General features: G+C 70.9%; 20 protein-coding genes. 10 read left to right on the forward strand and 10 right to left on the reverse strand.

What is annotated here, in order from left to right; genetic code table 11:
* Positions 1-234 precede the first annotated feature (234 nt).
* From KBI5_RS03835 to KBI5_RS03850, 4 genes are read left to right on the forward strand one after another with little or no spacing between them, the layout of a single operon-like run.
* Positions 235-1650: a phosphotransferase gene (locus tag KBI5_RS03835; protein WP_085014334.1), complete on the forward strand. Its 1416-nt coding sequence runs from the start codon at positions 235-237 to the stop codon at positions 1648-1650.
* Between the two features lie 51 nt (positions 1651-1701).
* On the forward strand, positions 1702-2841 hold the full coding sequence (locus KBI5_RS03840) for a hypothetical protein (protein ID WP_133056955.1): 1140 nt from the start codon (positions 1702-1704) through the stop codon (positions 2839-2841).
* 47 nt (positions 2842-2888) lie between these two features.
* Entirely contained in the window at positions 2889-3707 is an 819-nt protein-coding gene (locus KBI5_RS03845) for a vWA domain-containing protein (protein ID WP_011438032.1), read from the forward strand.
* Between the two features lie 54 nt (positions 3708-3761).
* Positions 3762-4556, forward strand: coding sequence for a hypothetical protein (locus KBI5_RS03850; protein WP_023841113.1), 795 nt, complete (start codon positions 3762-3764; stop codon positions 4554-4556).
* 87 nt (positions 4557-4643) lie between these two features.
* Here the strand turns inward: KBI5_RS03850 and KBI5_RS03855 are convergent, their stop codons facing one another.
* Together KBI5_RS03855 and KBI5_RS03860 are read right to left on the reverse strand one after the other, a co-directional pair.
* Positions 4644-5606 carry an electron transfer flavoprotein subunit alpha/FixB family protein gene (locus KBI5_RS03855; protein ID WP_085014336.1) on the reverse strand — a complete coding sequence of 321 codons (963 nt, stop codon included), beginning with the start codon at positions 5604-5606 and terminating at the stop codon, positions 4644-4646.
* Positions 5607-5619: 13 nt separating this feature from the next.
* Positions 5620-6405 (reverse strand): electron transfer flavoprotein subunit beta/FixA family protein, encoded by a 786-nt coding sequence (locus KBI5_RS03860; RefSeq protein ID WP_011438035.1) that lies wholly within the window; start codon positions 6403-6405, stop codon positions 5620-5622.
* A 465-nt stretch (positions 6406-6870) separates the two neighbouring features.
* Here KBI5_RS03860 and KBI5_RS03865 point away from each other — a divergent pair, with 465 nt between their 5' ends.
* Positions 6871-8262, forward strand: a complete 1392-nt coding sequence (locus tag KBI5_RS03865) for a hypothetical protein (RefSeq protein WP_043591740.1) — start codon at positions 6871-6873, stop codon at positions 8260-8262.
* Positions 8263-8446: 184 nt separating this feature from the next.
* Positions 8447-9487, forward strand: coding sequence for an endonuclease/exonuclease/phosphatase family protein (locus tag KBI5_RS03870; protein ID WP_023841111.1), 1041 nt, complete (start codon positions 8447-8449; stop codon positions 9485-9487).
* A gap of 157 nt (positions 9488-9644) precedes the next feature.
* On the opposite strand, the gene KBI5_RS03875 is transcribed toward KBI5_RS03870, so the two are convergent.
* Positions 9645-10421, reverse strand: a complete 777-nt coding sequence (locus KBI5_RS03875; protein WP_085014337.1) for an enoyl-CoA hydratase-related protein — start codon at positions 10419-10421, stop codon at positions 9645-9647.
* Complete coding sequence (locus KBI5_RS26085) at positions 10418-10564, reverse strand: hypothetical protein (RefSeq protein ID WP_157858550.1); 147 nt, start codon at positions 10562-10564, stop codon at positions 10418-10420. Before KBI5_RS26085 ends, KBI5_RS03875 begins: the two co-directional genes overlap by 4 nt.
* Positions 10565-10826: 262 nt before the next feature.
* Between KBI5_RS26085 and acs the strand changes: the two genes are divergently transcribed.
* Positions 10827-12830 carry an acetate--CoA ligase gene (gene acs / locus KBI5_RS03880; RefSeq protein WP_085014338.1) on the forward strand — a complete coding sequence of 668 codons (2004 nt, stop codon included), beginning with the start codon at positions 10827-10829 and terminating at the stop codon, positions 12828-12830.
* Between the two features lie 133 nt (positions 12831-12963).
* Entirely contained in the window at positions 12964-15522 is a 2559-nt protein-coding gene (glgP, locus tag KBI5_RS03885; protein WP_085014339.1) for an alpha-glucan family phosphorylase, read from the forward strand.
* Here the strand turns inward: glgP and glgX are convergent.
* Complete coding sequence (gene glgX, locus KBI5_RS03890) at positions 15519-17927, reverse strand: glycogen debranching protein GlgX (RefSeq protein WP_241882647.1); 2409 nt, start codon at positions 17925-17927, stop codon at positions 15519-15521. The genes glgP and glgX overlap by 4 nt on opposite strands.
* An 892-nt stretch (positions 17928-18819) precedes the next feature.
* On the opposite strand from glgX, the gene KBI5_RS27270 reads away from it, so the two are divergent.
* Positions 18820-19086 (forward strand): hypothetical protein, encoded by a 267-nt coding sequence (locus KBI5_RS27270; protein WP_023841107.1) that lies wholly within the window; start codon positions 18820-18822, stop codon positions 19084-19086.
* Positions 19087-19089: 3 nt separating this feature from the next.
* Complete coding sequence (locus KBI5_RS03895; protein ID WP_023841106.1) at positions 19090-19365, forward strand: hypothetical protein; 276 nt, start codon at positions 19090-19092, stop codon at positions 19363-19365.
* Between the two features lie 27 nt (positions 19366-19392).
* Here KBI5_RS03895 and KBI5_RS03900 read toward each other — a convergent pair whose 3' ends face one another.
* The 5 genes from KBI5_RS03900 to KBI5_RS03920 all read right to left on the reverse strand — a co-directional run bounded on the left by KBI5_RS03900 (position 19393) and on the right by KBI5_RS03920 (position 26184).
* Positions 19393-20262, reverse strand: a complete 870-nt coding sequence (locus KBI5_RS03900; RefSeq protein WP_011438043.1) for a hypothetical protein — start codon at positions 20260-20262, stop codon at positions 19393-19395.
* The gene (locus KBI5_RS03905) at positions 20259-21416 is read right to left on the reverse strand and encodes a cysteine protease StiP family protein (RefSeq protein ID WP_011438044.1); all 1158 of its coding nucleotides are present in this window, start codon (positions 21414-21416) and stop codon (positions 20259-20261) included. Before KBI5_RS03905 ends, KBI5_RS03900 begins: the two co-directional genes overlap by 4 nt.
* Entirely contained in the window at positions 21413-22963 is a 1551-nt protein-coding gene (locus tag KBI5_RS03910; RefSeq protein ID WP_085014340.1) for a phosphoribosyltransferase family protein, read from the reverse strand. Before KBI5_RS03910 ends, KBI5_RS03905 begins: the two co-directional genes overlap by 4 nt.
* A complete protein-coding gene (locus KBI5_RS03915; protein ID WP_085014354.1) occupies positions 22960-24168 on the reverse strand; it encodes an HpcH/HpaI aldolase/citrate lyase family protein in 1209 nt (402 codons plus the stop codon). The genes KBI5_RS03910 and KBI5_RS03915 overlap by 4 nt, the downstream gene beginning before the upstream one ends.
* 390 nt (positions 24169-24558) lie before the next feature.
* The gene (locus tag KBI5_RS03920) at positions 24559-26184 is read right to left on the reverse strand and encodes a glycosyl hydrolase (protein ID WP_347272465.1); all 1626 of its coding nucleotides are present in this window, start codon (positions 26182-26184) and stop codon (positions 24559-24561) included.
* Positions 26185-26566: the final 382 nt, after the last annotated feature.

The raw sequence follows: 26566 nt of genomic DNA on the forward strand, positions 1-26566 counted from the left end.
CCCGACCCGCCGCGAACCCGACCCGCCGCGAACCCGACCCCGTGAAATTGTGGGATTGAATGGTTGGGGCGGCCGGCGACAGGCCGATCCCCGATCGCGGTCGCCTCCACGAAGAAACCATCCTGAGGCGGGCTCACGGCGATCACCTGAGGTCCACGGGCTTCTCGGCCGCCGAGCACATGGACAAGCCGATCCGCGGTCGGCTAATGTCCGACGGGCAAGGACGATCACCGGTTGAACGACRGTGGCGGTTACTTCCGACGGTCCGTCCCAGGGGGAAGCGGCGTGCTCGGCGCGGGAGTTTGGCCGAATGGTGGTCAGTTCGAGGCTGCGGTCTCCACTGGCGCGGAGGTATTCACGGATCCACGGCTGCGGACCGCCCGGTTCGAACGGGACGCTTTCGGTGCCCCGGTGCAGGTCACCGGCGAGTCGGCGGTCGTTTTCTTCGGAGCGGCGACGGGCAGTGCCTTCGCGCTGCGCTGTCCGACCCGGCCGCTGACCGGCGGAGCCGAACGCTATGCGGCGGTAACGAATCATCTACGTCGTCATCGGGTGCTGTCAGCCTTCCCGAAAGCCGAGTGGGTCGCGCAGGGAGTGCGGGTCGGCGAGAAATGGTGGCCGGTGGTCGTCATGGACCAGGTCCAGGGCACCACCCTGCGGACCTACGTCCGCCAGCACCTCGCATCTCCGGAAGCACTGCGTGACCTCGCCGCCGGATGGAAGCTTCTACTCGGTGAGATGAGCAAGGCCGAGATCGCCCATGGCGATCTGCAGCACGGCAACGTGTTCGTCACCGAACAAGGTTCAGTACGCCTCGTGGACCTGGACTCGGTTTGGGTCCCGGCGGTCGCGCACCTGCCGCCGGACGAGCATGGACATCGCCACTACCAGCACCCCCGCCGGCAGTCGACGGGCTACTGGGACCGCCGCGTCGACACCTTCCCGGGTCTCGTCATCTACCTCTCGGTGCTGGCGGTCGCCGCCGACCCGGCCCTGTGGGAAGAGTTCCACCGCGACGAGAACCTCATCCTGAGCGCGTCCGACCTCGCCCAGCCCGACCACACGCCGATCTGGTCACGACTCGCCGCAAGCCGGGACGGCGAGGTCCGTCGGCTCGTCCCGCTGCTGAGGCGCTTCTGTCTCGGGCCGCCGGCGGTTGACGTCGATTTGCCGACGCTGCTGCGCGACGCCGACAGCGCCCTGCCGGACGCGCCTGTCAGCGAGGCGGTCGCGCCGTCCCTCGGCGCGGGGAGTTCCTGGTGGGAACCGAGCCAGGCGTCCGTCCCGACGAAGCCGATCGATCCCAGCCAGGGCTGGGCGACCCCGCCGACCCCGCCCTCTCCGTCGGGAGCTCCAGCCACCCCAGGCACCCCGGCCACCCCAGCCGCGGGACGGAATCTCTGGGACGCGACGACCAGGACATCGCCGAACACCGGTCCCTCGGCGGGTCAGGGCGGCACGGCCGCGGGCGCCGGTGACGCCTCGGGTTCCAGCCGGGCCGGCGCGACCTCCGCGGCCGGCGACGGGGCGCGGCGGGCGTCGCCCTCCGGATCCGTGCCGAACCGCGGCTCCGGGTCGCGCACGGCGGCTCTCGTCCTCGCGGCCCTGGCCATCCTCGCACTCATCCTGATCATCCTCACCGTGGGATGACACCAGACGACCGAAGGCTCGAGACACTCGAGACAACCGATGGGAGGCGGCATGGCGCCGTCAGGCGGGCCGGACGACACCGCGTGGCCGAGCCGCCACCGGCGGATCATCGGGGTCTGCATCCTCGTGGCCGCGGTCACGATCGCCGTCGTCGGCCTGATCTCGGGCGGAGGCGGAACGGCTCCGTCGCCGATCAGGATCCTGGTGACGACCTCCGCCGACCAGGCCCTGCGGGCGGCCGGCGGCAACGACGTCAACCAGGTGATACTCGTGGCGTCGTCGGCGCCGCAGCCGGACGAGCCCGAGCTGTTCATCCAGTACAAGGTGCGGGCCGGGGAGACCCGGGAGCAGATCGCCGCGGCACTCGGGATCAACCCGGACGCCGTGGCCGATCATCCGTTCAAGGACGGTGAGCTGCTCCACGTCCCGCTCCCGCCCCGATTCACCCGCGGCACGGGAAAGGACGGCCCGGTCTTCACCGCCTACACCCCACCTGCGGCATCGTCCACGGCCGGCGTTTCGTTGCTCGGGGTGCCGGCCGCCGACGTCCCCCGGCTCGCCGAGGTCGGCGCCCGGCTGCTCGTCGCCGTCGGTCCGGGTGCCCGCCCGGACGTCCACAAGGTGGCCGAGGCACTTCCGGACACGGTCGAGGCGATCGGTGACGACGACAAGGTCCTGGTGCCGGCCTCGGTGCACGACGGCACCCACGGCCCCGGCCGGATCGGCACCGCGCTGCGCTGGCTTCTGATCTTCGCGGTCGGCCTTGCCGTGGTTCCGCTGGCCGGCTTCATCCACGCCGTGACCGGTCGCGGCACCTACCCGGAACCGACGTCGCCCCGGGACTTCCGGCCGGCCGACTTCCGGYCGGCTAGGTACCCGCGGCCGGCACCGCCGGCCGACTTCCCGCCGGCCGCCTCCCAGCGTCCGCTCCCGCCTCGGCGCCCGGCCCCCCCGGGACCGGGCGCCGCCGTCCATCCGATCGGAGTCGAGGTGATCGATCGACGGACGCTGCTGGAGGACCCGCAGTGCTCGTGCGGGAGCGTCCAGGTCGACGCGTCCTACGCCTGCCGCGCATGTCCGAACTCATGGCGGGTGGGCGCCGGCGAGCCCTGGCCGGACATCCTCCCGACGAACCCGGCGGACGATCCCCCGGGCGCTCTCTCCGCCGACGACCACCTCCCCCCGTACTGATCCGACTCCCCCGGTACTGATCCGATTCCTGAGGAAGCGCGACGCCCATGCCCTACACCAAGCAGATCGACCGGCGTGCCCCGGGCTGCTTCATCTTTCTGCTGGACCAGTCCGACTCGATGAACTACCCGATCGCCGGGCGTCCCGGCATCTCCAAGGCGCAGGCCCTCGCCGACATCGTCAACGACACCCTCGCGATGATCATCCGTCGGTGCAGCAAGGAGCGCGGCGAGGGTCCGCGTCCCTACTACGACATCGCCGTGCTCGGCTACAGCGGCCAGGAGGCCCGCTCACTGTTCACCGGAGCGCTCGCCGGCCAGTGGCTGGTCTCGGTACCGGACCTCTTCTCCTGCGTACTGCGCCGGGAGGAGCGGCACGGCTCCTCGATGCCAGTGTGGTTCGAACCGTTCGGGGCGGGCCTCACCCCGATGTGCGCCGCCCTCGACATGGCCGGGAGCCTCGCCTCCGGCTGGGCCCAGAGCCACCAGGACTCCTTCCCGCCGATCATCATCAACATCACCGATGGAGCCGCCACCGACGGCGAGCCCGAGAAGGTGCAGATGTGGGCCGACCGGCTACGGTCACTGCGCACCGCGGACGGCAACCTGCTGCTGTTCAACATCAGTATCTCCGCGGTCGCGCAGACCACCACCACCTTCCCCGCGGCCGAGTCCGAGCTGTCCGACGAGTGGGCTCGCGGGCTGTTCCGGATGTCGAGCGAGCTGCCGCCGCTGATGCGCACCGCGGCGGAGCGCCTGGGCGTGCAGACCCGGCCCGGCGCCCGGGGATTCGTCTCCAACGCGACACCCGACGCGATCGTCCTCGCCCTCACCGTCGGCACCCAGGTGGCTCAGGTCGACGCCTGAGTGGGGCGGTGGGCCGACGGCTGCGGTGGGTCCCGAGGAAGGAGAGGTGCGGGAGTGCGGGTCACGGGCCGTGTGCAGGTGTGGCTGCCGAAAAACAGCGGCTATGCCTCCGAAGACGCGACGATGGTGAGCACGGCGCGCCGGCGGGCGGCCGTCGCGGATGGCGCGTCGGAGGGGGTCGACGTGCGGCGGTGGGCAAACCTRCTGGTCACGCGATACGTCAACGCGCCGCCGCCGATCGGGGCCTCGGCCGAGGGCATCTACGAATGGTTCCGCGAGACGATCAGGATCTGGAACCTGAGCCCGCCGACGGTCGATCCCGACGACTGGCGGTTCCAGGGCGTCGGTGCGACGGAAGCGGCGTTCGCCACGTTTCTTGGGCTGCAGTTCAGGAGCGAGGAGAACGAACACGACGGCCGGCTGGAGTGGGAGGCGATCGCGGTCGGCGACTCCTGCCTGGTCCGGGTGCCCTCGCCGAAGGCCATCCTGGCGGGCGCGCAACCCGAGTTCTTCCCGTACTCCGCATCGGCAGCCTTCACGAGCACCCCCGACCTGGTGCCCAGCGACCTCGGGCGGGCCCGTCGGCTCGCGCCGACCGGGGAGGGCTGGCCGGTGCGGGTGCGGCGGGGCTTCGCCGAGGCGGGGGAGGTCTTCCTGCTCGGCAGCGACGCGATCAGCAAGTGGCTCTACACCCTGCCGTGGACTGATCCGGAGGTTTGGCGGCGACTTCCCGACCTACGCAAGCCGAACCTGGAGGGGCTCGCCCACCAGCTCAAGGACGCGGGCGAGATCGACCACGACGACCTCACGCTGGTGGTGCTCCGGGTGCGCGAGGACCCGCGGAGGTGACGCACGGGCGTGGATCCTAAACGACGGCCGGGCGCCACCCTCGCTGAGACAGATGGACGCCCGGCCGTGGCCGGTCCGCGGGATCGATCAGCCGGCCCTGCGCTTCTCGATCGCCTCGATGAGCTGCGGGACGACGTTGAACAGATCGCCGACCAGCCCGTAGTCCGCGAACTCGAAGATCGGCGCTTCCGGGTCCTTGTTGATCGCGACGATCGTCTTGGACGTCTGCATCCCGGCCCGGTGCTGGATCGCGCCGGAGATGCCGACCGCGATGTAGAGCTGCGGGGACACCGTCTTGCCGGTCTGCCCGACCTGGTTCTGGTGCGGGTACCACCCGGCGTCGGTAGCGGCACGCGACGCGCCGACCGCGGCGCCGAGGGTGTCGGCCAGCTTCTCCACCAGGGTGAAGTGCTCGGCGGCGCCCAGACCGCGACCACCGGAGACGACGACCTGGGCCTCGGTGAGGTCCGGGCGGCCGGACTTCGCCTCGACGACGCGGTCGACGATCTTGKCTCCCTTCGCGGCGCCGGAGATCGCGATGTCCACCGTCTGCTCGGACGGCGTCACCGGGGCGGCCTCGGGCGCCGTCGAGTTCGGCCGGACGACGACCACCGGAACACCCTTGACGACCTTCGACGTGACGATCGTCGAGCCGCCGAAGATACCCTGGGTGGCGACCAGGTCGGGGGTCAGCGCGACAGCGTCCCAGATCAGGCCCGAGTCGGTCTTCGCGGCGACGCGGGCCGCGATCTCCCGCGAGTCCGCGGTGGCGGCGACCAGAACGGCGGCCGGCGACGCGTCCGCGACCAGCTTGGCCAGCACCTCGGCCGCCGGCGCGCCCACGTAGCCGACGACGTCCTCCGACTCGACGACGTAGACCCTGGCGGCGCCATACTGCGCGAGGTACTCCTTGGCCTTCGCATAGGTGCCCGGCGCTCCGAGGAACACCGCGGCGGCCTCGCCGAGCGAACGGGCGAGCGTCAGCAGTTCCGCGGTGACCTTCTTGGGTTCACCATCGGCGTGCTCGACGAGCACGAGAACTTCAGCCATCGGACAAAACCCCTCAGATAAGCTTCTGCGCCGCGAGGAACTCCGCGACCTTCGTGCCGCCGTCGCCCTCGTCCTTGACGATCGTGCCACTCGACCGCGGCGGCGCGGGCTCCGAGGCAACGACCGTCGACGTGGCGCCGGCCAGCCCGACCGCACCGGCGTCCAGACCCGCGTCCGCGGCGGACAACGTCGTCAGCGGCTTCTTCTTGGCCGCCATGATGCCCTTGAACGAAGGGTAACGCGGCTGGTTGATCTTCTCGACCACGGCGACCACGGCCGGCAGGCTTGCCTCGACCAGGGCGTAGCCGTTGTCGGCGAGACGCTCGATCGTGACCTTACCCGCGGCCGGATCCACCGTGACCTTGCGGGCCTGGGTGAGCTGGGGAAGGGCCAGCCGCTCCGCCAACAGGGCACCGATGACGCCGCCACGGGCATCGGAAGCCTCGCTGGAGGTGATGACGATGTCGGGTGACAGCGTGGAGATCACCTTCGCCAGCGCGGCGGACGTCGCCAGCGCGTCCGACCCGTGCAGCAAGTCGTCCGTCAGGTGCACGGCCTTGTCCGCGCCCATCGACAGGGCCTTGCGGATCGTCTCGGCCGCCTTGGCCGGTCCCATCGTGACGACGGTGACCTCGCCCCCGTGCGCTTCCTTGATCTTCAGGGCCTCTTCGACCCCGTACTCGTCCATCTCGTTCATGACGCTGTCGACACTCTTACGGTCGACGGTCTTGTCCGCGGCGTCGAGCTTCTTCTCCGCCCAGGTGTCAGGAACCTGCTTGACGGTAACGACGATGTTCACGCGTTGGGGCCTCCGTAGCCAACATCCGATGTCAGTCCCTTGACATCGTCGCATCTGGGGCGCTCACGCGCTCAATGATCGACGACGTGACGCGGACCGCAGTACGCCCCTGACCTGGACAGCCGGGCCGAAACCGGGCGGCAACTACGCTCCGTTATGGAGCCTAGTCCGTCCGCGCCCATCTCCGGCCCTCCAGCGCTCTCGGGGCGCGCGGAGACACGCCATGCAGATGTATGTGCAGAAAATGGATCCGCCACTTTCCGTAATGATTGAGATATTCCGCACGTTCTTTTACCGACCATCCGGGGATCCGCTAGAGGCATCGGCCCCGACTGGTCGTRCATTCCGGCCGGGTTATGCACACCCTCTTCCTTGCAACGTGACTTCTCGGCTACTTTCTGCCCAAGAGGTGCGCAAGGCACCGACATTATGGATTTAAGCCATCTTTACCTCGACGGGGGACACATGTCGAATACGTCGTCCGGAGATCCCTCTCCCACGACCCAGTTCGAGCGTCTGCTGCGGGAGGCCGGGGTATCCGACACCCGGTTCGCCCGGCAGGTGAACGCCCGCGCCCGCCATCAGCGCCGGATCGAGCTGGGCCTGGCCAGGACCACCGTCGGTCACTGGCGTCGCGGGATGCGGCCGCGTGACCCGATGGTCGCCGAACTTGCGGCGGCCGAGATATCCGCGGCCCTGGGATACCCGGTCCGGCCGGTGGATCTGGGCTGGCGCGGGGAGTCCTATGAACGCGACGACCTCGGGCTGTCGAGCTCGAACGCACCCACCGAGACCCTAAGCACCCTTGCCGGACTATCGGGACGAGACATGCGGCGACGCGACCTGTTGCACGACGGAACGGCCTTTATCGCATCGGCCTTCGCCGATCCGGTCCTCTCCAGCCTCACCGGAGTGGTTGACCGGGTCGCCAGGCCGGAATCAACGGGAGCCTCCGCCGGCGCCGTGATCCGGGATATGACCGAGACCTTCCGCCGGCTGGACGCAAAGTTCGGCGGCGACGAGATCCGGCCTCAGGTCGTCGCCTTTCTGCACGACCGGACCCGGGCCGCCCGGGAGGGGCGGCCGAGCCCCGACCTGTTCAGTGCGCTGGCCGAGCTGACCCAGTTCAGCGGGTGGCTCGCCCAGGACAGCAACCGGCAGGCCCTCGCGCAGCGCTACTACATCCAGGCCCTCAGCCTCGCCGAGCACGCCGACGACGCCATGCTCGCCGGCCGGGTGCTGTCCGCGATGAGCGACCAGGCCGCCCGGCTGGGCCATCCCCGGCAGAGCCTCGCCCTGGCCCGGGCGGCCCTCGGCCGCGCGGTGCGGCACTCCTCGTATGCCGTGCAGGCCATGCTGCACGACAAGCATGCCTGGGCACTGGCACGCAACCGTGACGAGGCCGGTTGCATGGAGGCCCTGGACAAGATGGACCGGGCGATCGCGCGCAGCGACGGGGACGACGGACCGTCCTGGGCCGGCCACTACAACGCCGGCGACGTCGCCGAGTGCCATGGTCACTGCCTGTTACTGCTGGGCCGCGCCCGACCGGCCGAGACGAAACTGCTCGAGGCCCGGAGCCTGCAGGGCGCGGCGCGCGCCCGAACCCGCAGCTACGCCGAGGCCGACCTCGCCTTGGCCTACCTGCGCCGACCGACTCCGGACCTGGAGGCCGCCCTGGAGGCGGGCTACCGAGCCGTCGCCGTCGCCGGGCAGCTGTCGTCCTCTCGGGTCACCGAGAAGCTGCGGGAGCTGGACCGTGAGCTCGACACGCACCCGACGGTGGCGGTCCGCGAATGGCACGAACGGGCGCGCCCGCTGGTCGGCGCCGCGGCCTGCGCCACAGCCGCCACCTGACCAGTCACCGATAGCCGCCGCACGGGCGCCGACGGCTCCCGGCCCCGGCAAGCTACGGCCATCGGCCCCACCGTTACCGACCTCTCACCACCGAACGGGCCGTCCGGGAGCACCCGCCTCCCGGACGGCCCTGTCAGCCGGGCACTCTGGTGAAGTGAGTTCCGCGCAGGAGTCCGGTTCCGCCGTGCCGGATACCGACCCCACCTCCCGGCACAAGGACATCCCGGTCGCCGCCCCGGAGCCCCGGCCGCACCCGACCTTCCCGGTCCGCCCCCTGGTCGTGATCGTCGCGTGGGTCGCGGCGGCCGGACTCGGGGGGATCGCCCTCGGCCGGTTGGCCCATCTCGACGATGCGGTGGGCTGGCCCTACTCCGCGATCAACGCCGGGACCGAACTGCTCTACCTCCCGGCCTACGCCACCGTGGCGGTGGCCTTCGCGCTCCGTCGCAACCTGCTGATGATCATCTCCATGGCCCTGATCGCCATCCATCTGTTCTGGACCCTGCCCGAGGTTTTCCCCGGCGGCGCCGAGGAGGCCCCGCAGGGTGCCGCGCGCCTGCGGGTGATGTCGGCGAACCTGCTCTACTACAACGACCACGCCGACCGGCTGGGCGCGCAGATCCGCGCCGCGAACCCGGACGTGCTCGTCCTCGTGGAGCTCTCCCCGCTCACCCTGGCGCGGGTCACCTCGTCCGGAGCGCTGGCGAGCTACCGGTACCGCGAGGTGCACCCGGAGCCGGGTGCGTTCGGCGCCGCCGTGTTCTCCCGCTTCCCGCTGCACGACGCCGCGGCCCCGATCGTCGGCGGAGCAATGTCATTGCGGGCCACCGTGGAGGTGGATGAGCGTCGACGCTTCGTCGTGTACGCGGTGCACACGATCTCACCGACGACCAGCGCCTACACCGACCGCTGGCGGACCCAGCTCGACACGCTGCGCGCGCAGCTCGAGCACGCCACGCTGCCGGTCGTCATGGCCGGCGACTTCAATGCCACCCGGGACCACCGGCCGTTCCGTCGGCTGGTGAACTCGGGGGTACGCGACGCGCACGACGTCGTCGGCGGCGGATGGCAACCGACCTGGAACTCCAAGAGCCTGATCCTGCCGCCCGTGCTGCGCATCGACCACGTGCTGGCCTCACCCGCGTTCGCGGTGACGGGTTTCGAGGTCGGCGGCGACTTCGGCAGTGACCATCGGCCGGTCATCGCCGACCTGGCCATGCGGTAACCCCCGGATGGCGCCTTCGGCGCAATCCGGGGACCCCTACCACAGACACCGCACGGGGTCTCCGTCGAATCGCCTCCGGCGATCCTCCTGGGACAACCATCGCGCGCCTTCGGCGCAATCCGGGGACCCCTACCACAGACACCGCACGGGGTCTCCGTCAGCGGCCGATGAAGTCGGCCTTGCCGGGCCCGCTCTCGAGGAAGGACTCCATTCCGATCCGCCGGTCCTCGGTGGCGAACAGCCCGGCGAACAGCGCCGCCTCCAGACGTAGCGCCTCGGCCAACGCGATCTCCGCGCCGTCGTCAACCGCCTGCTTCGCCGCCGCGAGCGCCATCGCCGGGCCGTTCGTGTACCGGCCCGCGATCCGCTTCGCCTGCACGTACACCTCACCCGCGGGAACGACGGCGTCGGCCAGACCGATCTCCGCTGCCTCGGCCGCCCGGACCTGCCGGCCGCTGAAGATGAGGTCCTTGGCGCGGGACGGGCCGATCAGGCGCGGCAGCCGCTGGGTGCCCCCCGCGCCGGGGATCACTCCGAGCAGGATCTCGGGCTGGCCGACCCGGGCGTCCTCGGCCAAGACCCGCACGTCCGCGCACAGGGCAAGCTCCAACCCGCCGCCCAGGGCATAGCCCGTCACCGCGGCGACCACGGGCTTCGGGATCCGGGCCACGACCTCGAAGGTGGAGTTCAGATCGCCCACCCAGGTGGATACCTCGGCGTAACCCATCGGCGCCATCTGCCGGATGTCGGCCCCGGCGGCGAACACCTTTTCCCCGCCATAGAGCACCACCGAGCGGACGTCCGACCGCCGGGTCGCCTCGACCGCGGCGGTCCGCAGCTCCGCGGCGACCGTGGAGTCCAGCGCGTTCATCGGCGGCCGGTCTAACCGGATGGTGCCGATCCCGCCGTCAACCTCGAGCCGCACCACACTCATCCGCGTTCCTCCCGCTTCAGGCCCTCGATGACCGGCGAGGCGTCCGGCGCCCCGGCGTTCCCCACCCCGTCCGACCCGCCGAGATCGTCGACGGTGCCGGCTTTGAGGATGGTTTCGATGTCGCTGTAGATGTCGGTCGCCACGATAGGCCGACACCCGCTGATCTTCATCAATCATCTCCAGATCGGGTTCGGGGATCGCTCGGTTCCACCCGGCGCACTAGCCCATAGCAGAAAATAGCGGACATTGCCAACGGTCGGCCGCCGGCCGGTCCCCTCTCACGCCCGGAACCTGCCGACCGCCGGAACCTGCCGCGCAACTCCTGAGAGTTGACGGGCCTTCGTGGTAGACCGGGGGGGCAGCGTGTGACCGTRCTGTTCGTCCCGAGCCGACCCAGGAGGAGCCGTGACCGACACAGGTGTCAGCGTCTCGACCGGTCTCGAGAACGTCGCCGATCTCGAGGCGACCCTGGAGAGTCTGCTGTCGGTGGAGCGTTTCGACCCATCGGCAGCCTTCACCCGGCGCCTGCCGATGGACGCCGACCGGGCCGCCGCCGAGGCGGACCCGAACGCGTTCTGGGCTCGCAAGGCCGAGGAGCTGCTGACCTGGCACACGCCGTTCACGCAGGTACTCGACGACTCGAACCCGCCCTTCTACACCTGGTTCGCGGACGGGATGCTGAACCTGTCGGAGAACTGCCTGGACCGGCACGTGGCGGCCGGGCGCGGCGAGCGGGTGGCCTTCCACTGGCACGGGGAGGAGGGGGAGCGGCGCACCGTCACCTATGCGGACCTGCTCGCCGACACCCAGCGGCTGGCGAACGGGCTGCGTTCGCTCGGCGTGCGCGCCGGCGACGTGGTCGGGATCTTCCTGCCGATGATTCCCGAGGTGGCCGTCGCGATGCTGGCCTGCGCCCGGATCGGCGCGGTCCACAACGTGGTCTTCGGCGGTTTCGCGCCGTCCGCGGTCCGGKAGCGGATGGAGGTCTCCGACGCCAAGGTGCTGATCACCGTGGACGGCGCGCGGCGCAAGGGACGGACGGCGCCGGTGAAGGCCGCCGTCGACGCGGAGCTCGGTGACCTCCCGGCGCTGGGGCACATTGTGGTCGTGTCCGGGCCGGGCGGTACCGGGGCGCCGATGACCGCGGGCCGGGACGTCTGGTACCACGAGCTGCTGGCCACGGCGGCGCCCGACTGCCCGCCGGAACCGCTGTCCGCGGAGCATCCCCTGTTCATCCTCTACAGCTCCGGGTCGACCGCGAAGCCGAAGGGGATCCTGCACACGACCGCGGGTTACCTGCTCGGCGCCACCTACACTCACCGGGCGGTCTTCGACATCGACCCGGACACCGACGTCTACTGGTGTTCCGCGGACGTCGGCTGGATCACTGGGCACTCCTACATCGTCTACGGCCCGCTATCGAACGGCGTGACCAGCGTGATGTACGAGGGGGCGCCGGACTACCCCGACTACGACATCTGGTGGCGGCTCATCGAGGAGTACAAGGTCACCGTGTTCTACACGGCRCCGACGGCGATCCGTACGTGCATCAAGTGGGGCGCGCGGTATCCCGGTCGGCACGACCTGTCCTCGCTGCGGGTACTCGGCACGGTCGGGGAACCGATCAACCCGAAGGCGTGGTTGTGGTACCACGTGGTCATCGGCGGTGGTCGMTGCCCGATCGTCGACACGTGGTGGCAGACCGAGACCGGCTCCGCGCTCATCTCGCCGCTGGCCGGCGTCACGTCGACCAAACCGGGTTCGGCGACCCTGCCGCTGCCCGGTATCAGCCCGGCGCTGCTCTCGGAGGACGGCGAGCCGGTCACTGAGGGCACCGGAATCCTGGTGATCACCAAGCCGTGGCCGTCCATGCTGCGCACCCTTTACAAGGACGACGAGCGATTCGTCAAGACGTACTTCTCCCGCTTCGGCCCGTCAACCTACGTCGTCGGCGACGCCGCACGCCTCGACGCCGACGGCTACTTCTGGATCATCGGGCGGATCGACGACGTCATCAACGTGTCCGGGCACCGGCTGTCCACCGCGGAGGTGGAGTCGGCGATCGTCGCCCATGAGGCCGTCGCCGAGGCGGCGGTGGTCGCACAGTACGACGAGCAGACCGGCCAGGCGATCGTCGCGTTCGTGACGCTCGCCGGTGACCGCTCGGGCGACGAGGCCACCGAGGCCGAGCTGCGCGAGCACGTGGCCAGGCGGATCGGCAAGCTCGCCCGGCCGCGGCGGATCATCTGGGCCGACGACCTGCCGAAGACCCGGTCCGGCAAGATCATGCGCCGGTTGCTGCGTGACATTGCCGAAGGCCGGGAACTCGGCGACGTCACGACCTTGCGCGACCCCGCGGTGATGGCCGCGCTCACGGCCAAGGTGGGCACCGCCCGAGACAACGAGTAAGGGCGGTTCCGGTCCCCGATTCCGGACAATTCTGGCTGTCATCGGGTCGACATGACAGTTGTTTCCCGGCCGGGACCAGCTGGCCGCACCCGGGTGTGTCGACGTCACCGGCACTGTCTAGGCTCACGTCTTCGTGAGAGCCCTCCGACGGTTCACCGTCCGTGCGCAGCTCCCCGGGCAGCTTGCTCCACTGGGGGAACTAGTCCTGAATCTTCGCTGGTCCTGGCATCCCGAGACGCTGGACCTGTTCGAGTCTGTTGATCCGGAGCTCTGGCGGGCGACGAAGGGAGACCCGGTCCGCCTGCTCGGCGAGGTGGATCATAACCGGCTGCTCGCGCTGGCCGCCGACCGCCGGTTCGTGCGCCGACTCACCGACGTCGCGGACGACCTCCAGGAGTACCTGACGGCCGATCTGTGGTATCAGCAGCGGAAGGCCGAGGGCGCCCCGTCGGCGATCGCCTACTTCTCCCCGGAGTTCGGTATCACCGAGGTGCTGCCGCAGTACTCCGGCGGCCTCGGCATCCTCGCCGGGGACCATCTCAAGACCGCGAGCGACCTCGGCGTGCCGATCATCGGCGTCGGCCTGCTCTACCGGGCCGGGTACTTCGTGCAGTCGCTGTCCCGGGACGGCTGGCAGCAGGAACGGTACCCGGGCATCGATCCGCACGGGCTCCCCCTGACCCAGCTGACCGATACGGCGGGGATGCCGGTGAAGGTGGCCGTCGGGCTGCCCGAGGGTCGCACGCTGCACGCGCAGATCTGGAAGGCGCAGGTCGGACGGGTCCCGCTGCTGCTGCTCGACTCGGACGTCGAGGACAACCAGCCGGCCGAGCGGGGGGTGACCGACCGGCTCTACGGCGGCGGAACCGACCACCGGCTGCTCCAGGAGATGCTGCTGGGCATCGGGGGTGTCCGCGCGCTGCGCGCCTACGCCGCGGTGACCGGGACTCCGGAGCCCGAGGTGTACCACACCAACGAGGGGCACGCGGGCTTCCTCGGCCTGGAGCGGATCCGGGAACTCGTCGAGAACGGGCTCAGCTTCGACGAGGCGCTCCAGGCCGCCCGCGCCGGCACACTGTTCACCACCCACACCCCTGTCCCCGCCGGCATCGACCGGTTCCCTCGCAGCCTGGTCGCCCGCCATTTCGGCGGGGACAACGGCTGGCCCGGCGTGCCGGTCGAGCGGATCCTGCAGCTCGGGGTGGAGGCCGACCCCAACGTCTTCAACATGGCCCACATGGGCCTACGGCTCGCACAGCGTTCGAACGGCGTCAGCAAGCTGCACGGCATCGTCAGCCGGGAGATGTTCGCGGGGCTGTGGCCCGGCTTCGACACCGCCGAGGTCCCGATCGGCTCGGTGACCAACGGGGTGCACGCCCCGACCTGGGTGTCCCGGCCCATTATCGAGCTTGCTGACCGCGAGCCCGACCCGGGCCTGCTTTCCGACGACGCGGCCGGATTCGAGAAGATCTCCACGTTGCCCGACGAGGTCGTGTGGGCCGCCCGGCGGCAACTGCGGGAGCGCCTCGTCACCGAGGTCCGCCGCCGGCTGCGGGCCTCCTGGCTCGAGCGCGGCGCGGCACCCGGTGAGCTGGAGTGGGTGGAGTCGGTTTTCGACCCGGACATCCTCACGATCGGTTTCGCCCGGCGTGTGCCGTCCTACAAGCGGCTGACCCTCATGCTGCGGGACCGTGACCGGCTGCGCCGGCTGCTGCTGCACCCGCAGCGGCCGATCCAGATGGTCATCGCCGGCAAGGCGCACCCCGCCGACGACGGCGGCAAGCAACTCGTCCAGCAGATTGTCCAGTTCTCCGACGACCCGGCCGTGCGGTCGCGCATCGTCTTTCTCCCCGACTACGACATCGGGATGGCGCGCTTCCTGTACTCCGGATCGGACGTTTGGCTGAACAACCCGCTGCGTCCGCTGGAGGCGTGCGGCACGTCGGGGATGAAGGCCGYGCTGAACGGCTGCCTGAACCTGTCCATCCGGGACGGCTGGTGGGACGAGATGTTCGACGGCCAGAACGGCTGGGCGATCCCGACCGCGGACGGGGTCGAGGACCCCGACCGGCGCGACGACATCGAGTCCGCCGCCCTGTACGACCTGTTGGAGAACACTGTCGCCCCCCGCTTCTACGACTCGGAGCCCGGCGACGGCATCCCGCGGCGCTGGGCCGCGATGGTCAAGCACACCCTGTCGGCCCTCGGTCCTCAGGTCCTGGCCAGCCGCATGGTCCAGGAGTACGTCGAGCGCTACTACGTGCCGGCCGGTGTCTCGGCCCGGGCCGCCGCCGCCAACGGCTTCGCCGGAGCCCGGGACCTGGCCGCCTGGAAGAGCCGGGTGCATGCCGCGTGGCCCGGGGTCCGCGTGCTCAACGTCGACTCCGCTGGTCTCGGTGACACCCCTCAGGTGGGCCAGTCGCTGGTGGTGCGGGCCACGGTCGACCTCGGTGAGCTGGCACTCGGGGACATCGACGTCCTCGCCTCCTACGGCCGGATCGACCAGACCGACCGGATCCTGGATCCTTCGACGCTGTTCCTGCAGCCGGTTGGCGAAGGGGAGGGCGGTTACCGCTACGAGGGCACCATCCCGCTCGGGCGCACCGGACCCTTCGGTTACACGGTGCGGGTGCTGCCCCGGCACGCACTCACCRCGAGCATCGCCGAACTGGGCCTGGTCACCAATCCTTAGGGGTCCCCACACCGCGGGGAAGCCGCCGTGCCGGGGGGATGGGCTCGTAGGACGAGCACGCTGTGGCCCAGCACGGTCAGGGACTCGCCGCCGACGTAGCTGGTTCCCGGTACCGCGACGGTCGCCGGGAATCCGGCAAGATCGTCGTCGGCGGTATTGAGCAGCAGGTCGTGGCGGGCCGCCCAGGGAGCACCGGGCAGGGTGACGACGGTGTCGCCGCGATCCGGGTGGAACACGTACACCAGGCCAGCGCCGTGGGCCGGTAGATCGTGCGTTCCCCGCCCGCCGGCAGGATCCTCATCGACGGGGCTGCCGGCGACGGGGCTGCCGGCGACATGGGCCACGAGCGTCTCGACCTGCGGGGCGTTCCAGTCCGCCACCGACATCACCGCCCCGTCCGCACGGAACCAGGTGATGTCCGCGAGTCGCCCGGGTGCCGACTGGCCGCCGTGGAAGAACCGCCCGCGGCGCAGCACGGGTTCGGCGGAACGCAGTGCCGCCAACCCGCCCACCAGCCGACACAGCGCCGGGTCGGGGCCGGCCGGGTCGGGGTAGGCGTGGTCCGGCTCCGCGACGTCCTCCGGTCYGGTGACGCCTTCCGGTCCGGTGACGTCCTCCGGTCCGGTGACGCCTTCCGGTCCGGTGACGCCTTCCGGTCCGGTGACGTCCTCCGGTCCCACGAGGTCGGTCGGCCAGTCGAGCCAGGACACCGCGTTGTCCTGGCAGTAGGCGTTGTTGTTGCCGCCCTGCGAGCGACCGAACTCGTCGCCGGCGAGCAGCATCGGGACGCCCGTGGACAGCAGCAGCGTCGTGATCAGTCCCCGGCGCACCCGGCGGCGGATGGCCAGGATCGCCGGGTCGTCGGTCGCACCCTCCATCCCGTGGTTCGCCGAGCGGTTGTCCGCCTCGCCGTCCCGGTTGCCCTCGCCGTTGTCCTCGTTGTGCTTCTCGTTGTAGGAGACCAGATCGGCCAGGGGAAAGCCGTCGTGGGCGGTGACGAAGTTGATCGATGCCCAGGGGCGTCGGCCGCCGTGCTCGAACAGGTCCGACGAGCCGGACACCCGATAGCCCAGATCGGCGACGCCGCTGGTGTACCTGTTCCACACGTCGCGCACGGTGTCACGGAACCRCCCGTTCCACTCCGCCCAGGGTGCCGGGAACCCCCCCACCTGGTATCCGCCCCAGCCGACGTCCCACGGCTCGGCGATCAGCTTCACCGTGGCGAGGATCGGGTCGGCGTGGATGGCGGTCAGCAGGCTTGCCGCGGGGTCGAAGGCGTCGGGATTGCGGGCGAGCGCGGTGGCGAGATCGAACCGGAACCCGTCGACGCCCATCTCCGTCACCCAGTACCGCAGCGAGTCGCAGATCAGCCGCACGACGTGCGGTGAGGACGTGTTGAGGGTGTTGCCGCAGCCGGTCACGTCACGGTAGCGCCGGGGATCCATCGGCTCTACCCGGTAATAGGTCGTGTTGTCCAGGCCACGCAGGGACAGCGTCGGGCCCCGCTCGCTGCCCTCGGCGCTGTGGTTGTAGACGACGTCGAGTATCACCTCAATGCCGACGGCGTGCAGGGCTGCGACCATCGCCTGGAATTCGCCGATCGGATCGTCAGTGGCCGCGTACCCGGCATGAGGGGCGAAGAAGGCCAGGGTGTTGTAAGCCCAGTAGTTGATTTTTCCGCGCTCGAGCAGGGCCGGTTCGGAGACCGAGGTGTGCACCGGCAGCAGTTCGATCGCGGTGACGCCGAGCCGGCGCAGGTGCGCCAGGACGCTCGGGTGGCCGAGCCCGGCGTATGTCCCGCGTAACCGTGGCGGCAGGTCCGGGTGACGTTTCGTGAGCCCGCGTACGTGCGCCTCGTAGATGATCGTGTCCGACCAGGGGATGGTGGGCCGGTTGTCCGCCGGGTGTACGCCGTGACCCGTCAAACCGCCACTCCCGGATCCGGGGTCCCCGATCCCGGGGTCCCCGAATCCGGACTCCCTGGTCCCGGCGGAGCCCCGCTGCGCCCGCCCGGGCCCGGTCACGACGCAGCGGGGCACGAAAGGTGCGGAGTCCCGCGGGTCCGGTTCGAAGCCGTAGGGGTCGCCGCCACCGAACCCGTAGATCGCCGGGTCCGTGCGCAGCGTCCCGGCTACCGATCGGGTGTAGGGGTCGACCAGCAGCTTCGCCGGGTTGTACCGCTGGCCCCGCTCCGGGTCATAGGGACCGTGTGCCCGCAGGCCGTAACGCTGACCGGGGCGGACGCCAGCCAGATAGCCGTGCCACACCCCGCCGTCACGCTCCGGAAGTCGATGGCGTGTCTCGCGGCCATCGGCATCGAACAGGCAGAAGTCGACCGCCTCGGCCCCGGGGGCGACGACGGCGATGTTCACCCCGGACCCGTCCCAGGTCACGCCCAGTGGCACCGCGCACCCCGGCGCGAGCCCGGAGGCGGTCGGCGCCGGTACGCCCGGGGATGCCGCTATGTCCGGTGAGACGGTGGTCTTCACGGTGTCGGACACCTTGGCGACGCTAACCGATCCCCTTCTCCGGAGCACGGGAAACACGGTGGCCGTGGAACAGGCCGGGGATGACGTCAAAAGAAGGGGGACGGCTGCGCGGACGGGGACGGCTGCTAGGGCGCAGGGGTGGCGTGGACCCCCCCTACGTCCGGCCTCGACTGGCCGCGTACAAGGCTGTGGCCCACGTCGCACTCAACCAGGCAGATGAAGCCCGGTCAGCCCTGACGTGAAGCCCGGTCAGCCCTGACGGTGATGCAAACGAGCCGGACAACCCTGCCGCCCTATCCCGCCGCCGCGGCCTGGGAGGAGAGCGAGGAACTGATCTGGGCGGCTATGGCCCTGGCTGAACTTGGCGATTCCTCCGAAGTTCAGCCTCGCGTCACCGAAGCCCTGTCGGGCCTACCGACTCTCTCTCACCAGGCTCGCGCGAATGCCCTGTTCGCGGGGGCGCACGCCCAAGTAGACGATCCGGCGGCAGCGGCAGCGGGAGGACTCGCCGCGCTCGACGCGAACGCGGCGTGGCCATCCGCATCGGTCGTCGGCAGGGTGCGTCGGCTATCTGTGGCACTTCCGTCCGGGCCGGGCGCGCCTGCCGAGGTAGTCAAGTTGCGCCGAGCTCTCAGCACCGCACCCCCGCACGTTGCGGATAACGCCGCCGTCTGACCTTCCCGAGCCTGGTGTGCTACGCCGGACGCACGGTTACAGTTCCGGCGGTCCTGGTACCGACGTGGGTGTTCCGCCGCTACCGTTGATGCGGGTAGGGATCGATGGGAGACGGAGAGYAACAGGAGGCGGCGTGGTGCAAAGACCTAAGCACCGGGATAAACGGGGTAACACGTCCGGCGGATCAAGCACCGGGCGTTCCGGGACGAAGCGCGGCGGGACAAAAAACACCGCCGACCCGGACGACATGGTCAACCAAGGCCCACTCACCTGCCCGACGTGCGGCGGCTCCGGGCGGGCCGGCCGCCCGACCGCTGAACTCGACGCGGACGGCATGTTCGACGGTCAAGGTAAGGACAAGTGCACCAGCTGCGACGGCACCGGGAAGCAGAAAAGGTGAGTGATGAGCCGTGATGAGCCGTCAGCCCAGGACAACACCCCCGAGGGGCCAGACGTGATCATTCTGGAGTGTCCGAAGTGCCGGCGCGCCCAGGCACAGGCCCGCGCGAACGCCCGGAAGGGCAATCGGGACCGGGACGGCCTCCCGAATCTCAACCTCCAGGCGGTCCCTGACCGCTGCCCCCACTACCGGGACGTCTGGACGCCTGGGATGGGCCCCGGTTCCGATCCGCTGCCGCCGCCGGGCACGCCGGAGGAGCGCCGCCAAGGCCCGGTCTGACCGGGCCCGGAAGTCGCGCGAGGAGGTTCAGCGACTCCCGGCGGCGATCTCGGCCCGGACCCGCGCGACGAACGCCGCCAGCACCTGTTCGCCCGCGAGCACCCCGGCCGCGGCGGTGACGGTGACATTCGGGCCCGACCAGCCCAGCTCGTGCAGCTCACCGTGGGCCGGACGGATGGCGTGGTCGGCCGCCGCGAGCATCGGGACGTCGAGCACAGAGTCCCCCGCGGCCAGCAGCCGGGCGGTACCGGCACGGCGGGCGACCTCGACCACCGCGCGCTGCTTGGTCAGGACCGATGGGACGAAGTACACCTTCCGCCCCTGCACCGACATCGCCCAGCCCGCGGCCCGCGCCGTCTCGGCCTCCCCGGTCAGGTCGGGAATGCCAGCGCGGTCGTGGGCGACGAGGTAGACGAACAACCCGTCGGCGACCCGCACGAGCCGGGCCCAGCCGCCGGCGGCGGACCGCTCGGCGAGCGCCACCATCTCCGCCAGGGGGGCGCAGGCGGCGGCGGCCTCGGCAGCCACGTCCGCCGCCCAGGCCGGATCGGGAACCCCGTCGACCAGCAGGTGCCCGCCGTTGGCCGCGATCGCGTAGCGCGGCCGGACCCCGAGCTCGACCCGCGCGTACTGGGCGAGGGTGCGGGTGGTGACCGGGACGAGGACGGCGAGGTCGTGCAACTCGGCGAGCAGGGCCAGCGACCGCGCCGTCGCGAACGAGATCGGCGCTCCGTCGAGGCGTTCGACCTCGACGAGCTCCGGTGCGGGCCGGTCGTCGGCCAGCAGCAGCGAGTGCCGGGAAAAGATCAGCGTCTTGTCCAGGTCGCAGGCCAGCAGATGACGCGGCCCGGACGCGGCGGACGGACCGGCCGTCACGGGGGACGAGTCGGCCGTCACAGGACGTCCGGGCGCCAGCGCGCGTTCGGGGTGTGGAAGACCGGTGCCGCGCCGACCGGGCGGACCAGCCCCACACAGGAGAATGGCAGGTCCGCCAGCTCCTGGACCTCGACGTCGCGGTCGGCGGCCAGGGCCAGCACGTGCGTCAGCTCGTCGAGCCGGTCGGGGGCGACGAGGATGCGCCAGGGCACCCGGCGCAGYAGGACCCGGGTCGTCTCCCCCACCCCCGGCTTCACCATGACCACGTCGGGGATGTCGAACGCGGCCGCGATGCGCTCCACCGCCGCCCAGCCCGCCCAGGTCGGACTGCGGTCGGCGGCCCACAGCCGCGGCCAGGTCTCGGCGACCTCGTCGGCCACCTCGGGGAAGTGGGCCGCCACCGTCTCGACGAAGTGCCGGGACAGATCGTGCGCCGCGAGTTCGGCGTAGTACTTCGCACCGTGGAAGTCATCAGGACCGATGTGCTCGGCGTTGAGGACGGTCCGGCTGACCAGCCCGCTCACCGTCGAGTTCAAGCAGGCGCTCGGGATGAGGAAGTCGTCGCGGGTCCCGTAGAGCGGCACGCACCGAGCCGGGTCGGCCAGCACGGCGAGGGTGTCGTCCAGCCCGAGCCGGGCCACCGCGTCGGTCAGCACCCGGGTCATCACCCCCTTGCCGGTCCAGCCGTCGACGAACTGGATCACCTTCCGGTCGTGCCGGGAGGTGAGGTAGCGGATCGCGTTCAGGTCCACGCCGCGATCCTTGATCACCGAGATCGCGTAGTGCGGGGTGTCGAGCCCGTGGCGCCAGCCGTACCAGCGCCGCATCAGGATCCCCACCGGGGTACCGGCCCGGGCGATCGAGGCCAGGACCGGCTCGGGCTTGGTGACCCGTACGAGCTCCGCCACGAGGCCGGTGGCGAGCGCGACCCGGCGGGCCGACCGGTCCAGCGCCCGGTGGTAGAGCTCCAGGTAACCGGCGTCGGGTTGGTACTCGACCGGCAGGTCCTCGGAGTAGTGCCGGCCGGCCTGCATGGCCTCCTCACGGTCCTCGGTGGGCCGCTCCAGGGCGACCGCGCTGAGGTCGGTCAGCAGGAAGGTCACGTCCGCCGGATCGTATGAACCCGAGCCGACGGTGCCGGTGAGCGCGGGATCCACCGCGCCGATCCCGCTCACCGGGCATCCCCGGGCGCACCGGTGAGCGGTCCGGCGGCGGGCGGCGCACCGGTCGGTCGAGGGGACGGCCGGTAGGAGGGCTGGTAGGAGGGCAGTGTCAGCACCGTGACCGGAGCGCATCGGCGTAGCTGAGTAAGCATGCCGTGGAGGCCGGTATCCGCACGGGGAGAGCTCCGGTCCGCCCCCGGGGCGACGTCCGGGACAGAGTCGACGACCCGGACAGAGTCGACGACCACCACGATGTCGTCGTACATCCCGGGCCGGACGTTGTAGACGTGGCTGGCCMGGCCCGGGTCGTCCGGCGCGGGAAAGGTGAGGGCGGCGCGGATGGCGTAGCCGTCGACGTCGACGGGGTGGACCGGCGAACGCGTCGTGGACTGGTAGCGGATCTCACCCGGACTCGTCCGGGCCAGCGCGTCCGCTATCCGCATCGGCGTGTACATCAGTTCCTCCGTCCCGAGCACGAGCGTGCGACCCGCGGGCCGGGTCAGCGCGGCCAGTACCGTCGCGGCGACCGGCGGCACGACCTCGTCGAGGCGGTGGCGGTCGGTCGGCGACCAGCGATGACGGCCACCGTCAGGCAGGTCGGACGGCCAGTCGGCCACCAGCCGGCGGACCGGGTGGGCCACCAGCGCCCCCGTCGCCCGCGCCGCGTCCCGACCGCCCGCGCCCCCGGCGAACCGGGCGCGGATCCGCGCGGCCCGGTCCGCGATCTCGGCCGGCACGGTGACGGTGGCCGTGAGCGGGGCGACGACATCCAGCCGGACCCCGAGCTCGCCGGCGAGATCGGCGAACGCGGCCCGGGCCGCGGGCGGACGGGCGTCGAGCAGCGTGGCAACCACGTAGTGCTCGCGCGGGGCGTGGGCCTGCAGGATCCGGATCGTGCCGAGGGCGGTACGCCCGGTCGACAGCTCGTCGTCGACGAGCACGATCGGCGCGCCGCACCGCAGGATCTCGCGGTCCTCGGGCATCAGCCAGTGGTGGGTCGCGTGGGAATGGGACTCCACGAACTCGAGGATCGGCGTGACACCGGGCAGCGGCCGCCGGGTGGTGTGCAGGTAGTGGCTCGCCGGGAGACCGTCGGCGACCGCGTGCCCCAAGGCCGTCGCGGTCTCGCAGTAACCGATCACGATCGGGCCGGTCCGCGGGCCCCCGGGCTGCTCGGCCGACGAACCCTGCACCGGCGGGTCCGCAACCCGCGGGTCCGCAACCCGCTTTCCGGCCTCCTCGAAGCCGKGCAGTGCCCGGACCAGCGCGGCAACCCCGGCCCCGGCCGCGAGCGCCTCGGCCGGTGCCACCGGCAGATGCTTGCCGAGCACCCGGCTGACCAACAGGTGCGCCCGGCGTGGGTTGCGGCGCAGGGCGAGTCCCACCAGGGCGTGCAACCCCTGGCCCGCCACGTCCGCGGTGACCTGGACATCAAGGCCCAGCTCGGTCCACAGCCACATCCCCGCGGGGGCGGCCGCTGGGCCGCGGGCGGGCGCGGGCGCGGGCGGGTGAGGGATGGGCGCGCCGGTGGGGGCGTCCGTCCCCGCCGTCGCCGTCATCGGGCATTCCACTGGTCGAAACGACCGTGCGTCGCCGCCAGCACCTCGACGAAGGTGTCGCCCTCGCGCAGGACACCGAACGCGCGCGCCCGGCGGATCACCACCTCGGCCCAGGCCCGGTGCGGACGCAGCTCGTTCATCTTGTTCGCGTAGCTGCTCGGCCGTACCCCGCCGGCATCCCCGTCAAGGACGGTCTCGGCATCGGTGTACTCCTCCTGGGTGACGACGTGCAGCGCGTGCACGGCGGGCACGTGGCTGGGGTGGATCACCGTCTTGCCGATCAGGCCGTTGGCCTTGTCCAGAACAACCTCCCGGATCAGCCGGTCGAGGTCCGCGGAGACCAGTTCGCTGCGCATCCGGATCGCTTCCTCCCCGCCGTCGACGCGGTCCGCCTGCGCGAACGGGGTCACCCGCAGCGAGCTGACGAAGAGCCGTTCCGGCTGGGCGAAGTACTCCCACACCGGTCCGGTCACGACGTGGTCACCGCCCCGCGCGCAGATGTTCACGATGTCGGCGATGCAGTCCCGGACGACGGCGATGTCGTAGATCGTCAGGTCGCGGTCACGGCGCAGCCCGAACAGCCCGCACAGGTCCGTCGCACCGAGCCGGATCGCCAGCACCTGGTCGGCGTGCTTGTCGACCAGCCGCCGGACCGCCGACAACGCCTCCACCCGGGTCTCCCGGTTGATGACCTGCGGGCTCTCCAGCACCGGCATAGTCCACAGCGGACGACCAACCGTCTCGGAGGCCCGCAGCACCGCCTCCATCGCCGCCTCGCCACCCTCCTCGGCGAACTTGGGCAGCACGAACCCGGCGAGACACCCGACTCCGGCCGGCCCGAGCCGGTCGACAAGATCCGGGATCTGCCCGACCGCGCGGACCCGGACGAACAGCAGCGGCATCGCGCCCGCGGCCCAGGGGGGCTCCGCCGCGAGCGCGCGCAACGCGGCGACGACGTTGGCCTCGGCTGCGGCCACCTCGGTGTCGGCGATGGAGTCCTCCAGACAGAGAACCATCGAGGTCACCCCCGCCGCGGTCTGTCTGCACACGTCCGATGCCAACCGGGGGCGCGTCCCCGGGGCGTAGAGGGTCGCGCCGAGCGCGGTGRCCAGCAGATGACGATCATCATTCACGGTGATGTCCTCCGGCGGCCGGAGGAACAGCGCGTCAACCGTCTCGGGGCCTAGAAAGGCGAAGTGGCGCAAGCAGCGTTCTCCTCGTCGAAGGCAGGGGCGTCGTTCGACGAGCATCCCGAAACGGTGCGCGCCGACCGAAGCCGGCAAGATCGTGAAACGTTGCCTCTCGGTGACGGTACCTGGCGAAAGGCATCCGACGACAGCCCGCGGGAACTGACAGCCAGCCGACACACGGCGGCCATCTCGGCGCCATCTACGGGGCGCCGATCTGCGGCGCAGCGTCCGCGAGCGGCCAGCCACCAGCCGGCAGCGGGCGGCAGCGGGCGGCGCCCGCCGGCCTGATCGGGAACGGGTGGTCCGGGAACGGATGACCCGGGAACGGGTGGTGGGCCGCGGAAGGCTGTGTCGCCCGCGGCCCACCACTCCCGGCCGACCCTCGATCGACCCCCACTAATGCGACTAACTGGCGCCGGATCCGAAGAGCTTCTTGTACATGGCGGCCGCCTTCGGGTTCTGACCGCCGTTCGTGATGGTCGAGCAGACGTTTCCGGGAGTGGGGTCGCTGAAGTAGGCGTCGTATCCCATCACGTCGCTGGCCGCCTTGAAGGTGTCGAACATCTTCTGGATGTAGAAGGGATTGTCGCCACCGCCGTCACCGCTGCAGGAGGCCACCCCCCATTCCCCGACGCCGACCTTCTTCCCGTGTTCCCGGGCGAACCTGATCACGTAGCACAGGCCGTTGACGTCCTCGCACTGCTTGTTCCACGTCGCCTCGTCCTTCGACGGGGGGAAGTGGTCGTAGGCGTCGATGCCGACATAGTCCACGTACTCGTCGCCGGGGTAGGCGCCCCAGGGACTGTTGCCGCTGGGTACCGGGGAGGCGTGCGCGTTGAAGGTCCAGTCGATCTTGACTTCGGAGTCGGTGGACCGGATGGCGGTCGCGATTTTCCGGAAACAGTCCCGGAACACCGTCGGGTCGGCGTCCGTATGCCAGTACATGAACGTTCCGTTGAACTCCCAGCCGATCCGGATGATGGAGTCCGCCYGGCCGTGCGCCACGAGGAAGCTGCCGAGCTTCTTCCATTCGGAGTCGTACTCGCCTCGGGCACAGGCGGYGTTGTCGCCCTGGCCCTTGGGGAATGTCGGCTGGCTGATCAGCAGCTTGCCCTGGAAACCCTTGAAGAGATCCACCGGCCAGGCCGGCTCCACCAGCCCGCCCCAACCCTGGTCGCGGCTCGTGTAGACGTGGACGATGTCGTTCGGCCGGCCGCGCCAGTCACCGAACTCGACGAGCTGCGCGAGCTGATGCGACTGGAACCCCGACAGCCACGGCAGGCCCGACCTCGTCCCACCGGCGCCGGTGCCCGTCGATCCCGTACCGGGGGTCGGTCTCGACCCGGACGGGGTCGCGGTCGGCGTTGCGGTCGGCGTTGCGGTTCTCCTGGTGGGGGCGGTCGAGCTGGCGCTCGCGGACGGCGCGGGGGACGGCGACGCGGACGCCGAACCGGCGGCGGACGGGGACGGCGCGGGCGAGACGGCCGGGCTCGGCGAGGTGCCCGCGGACGTGTCCTGCTGCCTGGGAGACGGCGATGTCGAGGGCGCCGTCTTCACCACCGGTTCATCGGGAAGAGCCGGAGCGGCCTGGAACGCCCGGGCGGCCGCCTCCGGTCCGGTCACATCAAGAGCGTCGGTCGCCGTGGCCGTGCCCTGGGTGGCCTTGACGTTGACGGTTCCCGCGAAGTCCGCCGGCACCCGGAAGCCGAGGATGAAACGGCCGTCGGCGTCCGCCCGGGTGAGCGCGCTGCCGCCCAGCTTGGCCGTCTCCGCCACGACGGTGACATCATCACCCGCGGTAAAACTGCGGCCACCGACGAGCACGATGTCCTGGTCGAAAAGGACGAGGGTGATCCGGCTGCGCGCCTGCGGGCTCAGCGTGGTGAGTGGAACGCCCTGCGCGCGGCCACTGCCCGCGTCGCCCCCCGCCCGGCTGGATCCGCTCGTCGCGGATGGCGACACGGCCGGAGTCGGCGACGGTGACTTTCCCGCGGCGCGGGCCAGCGGGGTGACCGCCTGGAGGAGACCCACCACGAACACGGCTATCAGGCCGATCCGGGCTCCGGTCCGGACCCGGCGCTGGGTGTGGATCCGGCCGCTGCGGGGTCGTCGATGGGCTGAGGGAATCGGCTGGCCGACCGGAGGGGYGGGTCGGCCGCGGATGATCGAGGCCATGCTCGCGCGCTGYCTTTCGGTGTTGGCGTGACATGCTCCCGTCGGATCACCCGGCGCGCGACGGCGGAGCATGGCCGGACCACGACCCACGATGGGGCGTCCCCTCCGAGCGGACCGCTCGCACGGCAACCGCTCAGCGCTCCACCGGACTCGACCCGTGCCTCACCAGGCGAGTCGACCGGGCACCGTCAGGTGCCCGTCCGTGAACCCAACCGTCTCCGACCTCGCAGCCGGAACG

The sequence above is a fragment of the Frankia sp. KB5 genome, assembly GCF_002099325.1.
GTDB classification, from domain to species: Bacteria; Actinomycetota; Actinomycetes; order Frankiales; family Frankiaceae; genus Frankia; species Frankia casuarinae.

Coding starts and splice junctions, on each gene's coding strand:
- KBI5_RS03845 (WP_011438032.1), top strand. CDS start 2,889: ATGCCCTACACCAAGCAGATCGACCGGCGTGCCCCGGGCTGCTTCATC.
- KBI5_RS03865 (WP_043591740.1), top strand. CDS start 6,871: ATGTCGAATACGTCGTCCGGAGATCCCTCTCCCACGACCCAGTTCGAG.
- KBI5_RS03875 (WP_085014337.1), bottom strand. CDS start 10,421: ATGAGTGTGGTGCGGCTCGAGGTTGACGGCGGGATCGGCACCATCCGG.
- KBI5_RS03895 (WP_023841106.1), top strand. CDS start 19,090: ATGAGCCGTGATGAGCCGTCAGCCCAGGACAACACCCCCGAGGGGCCA.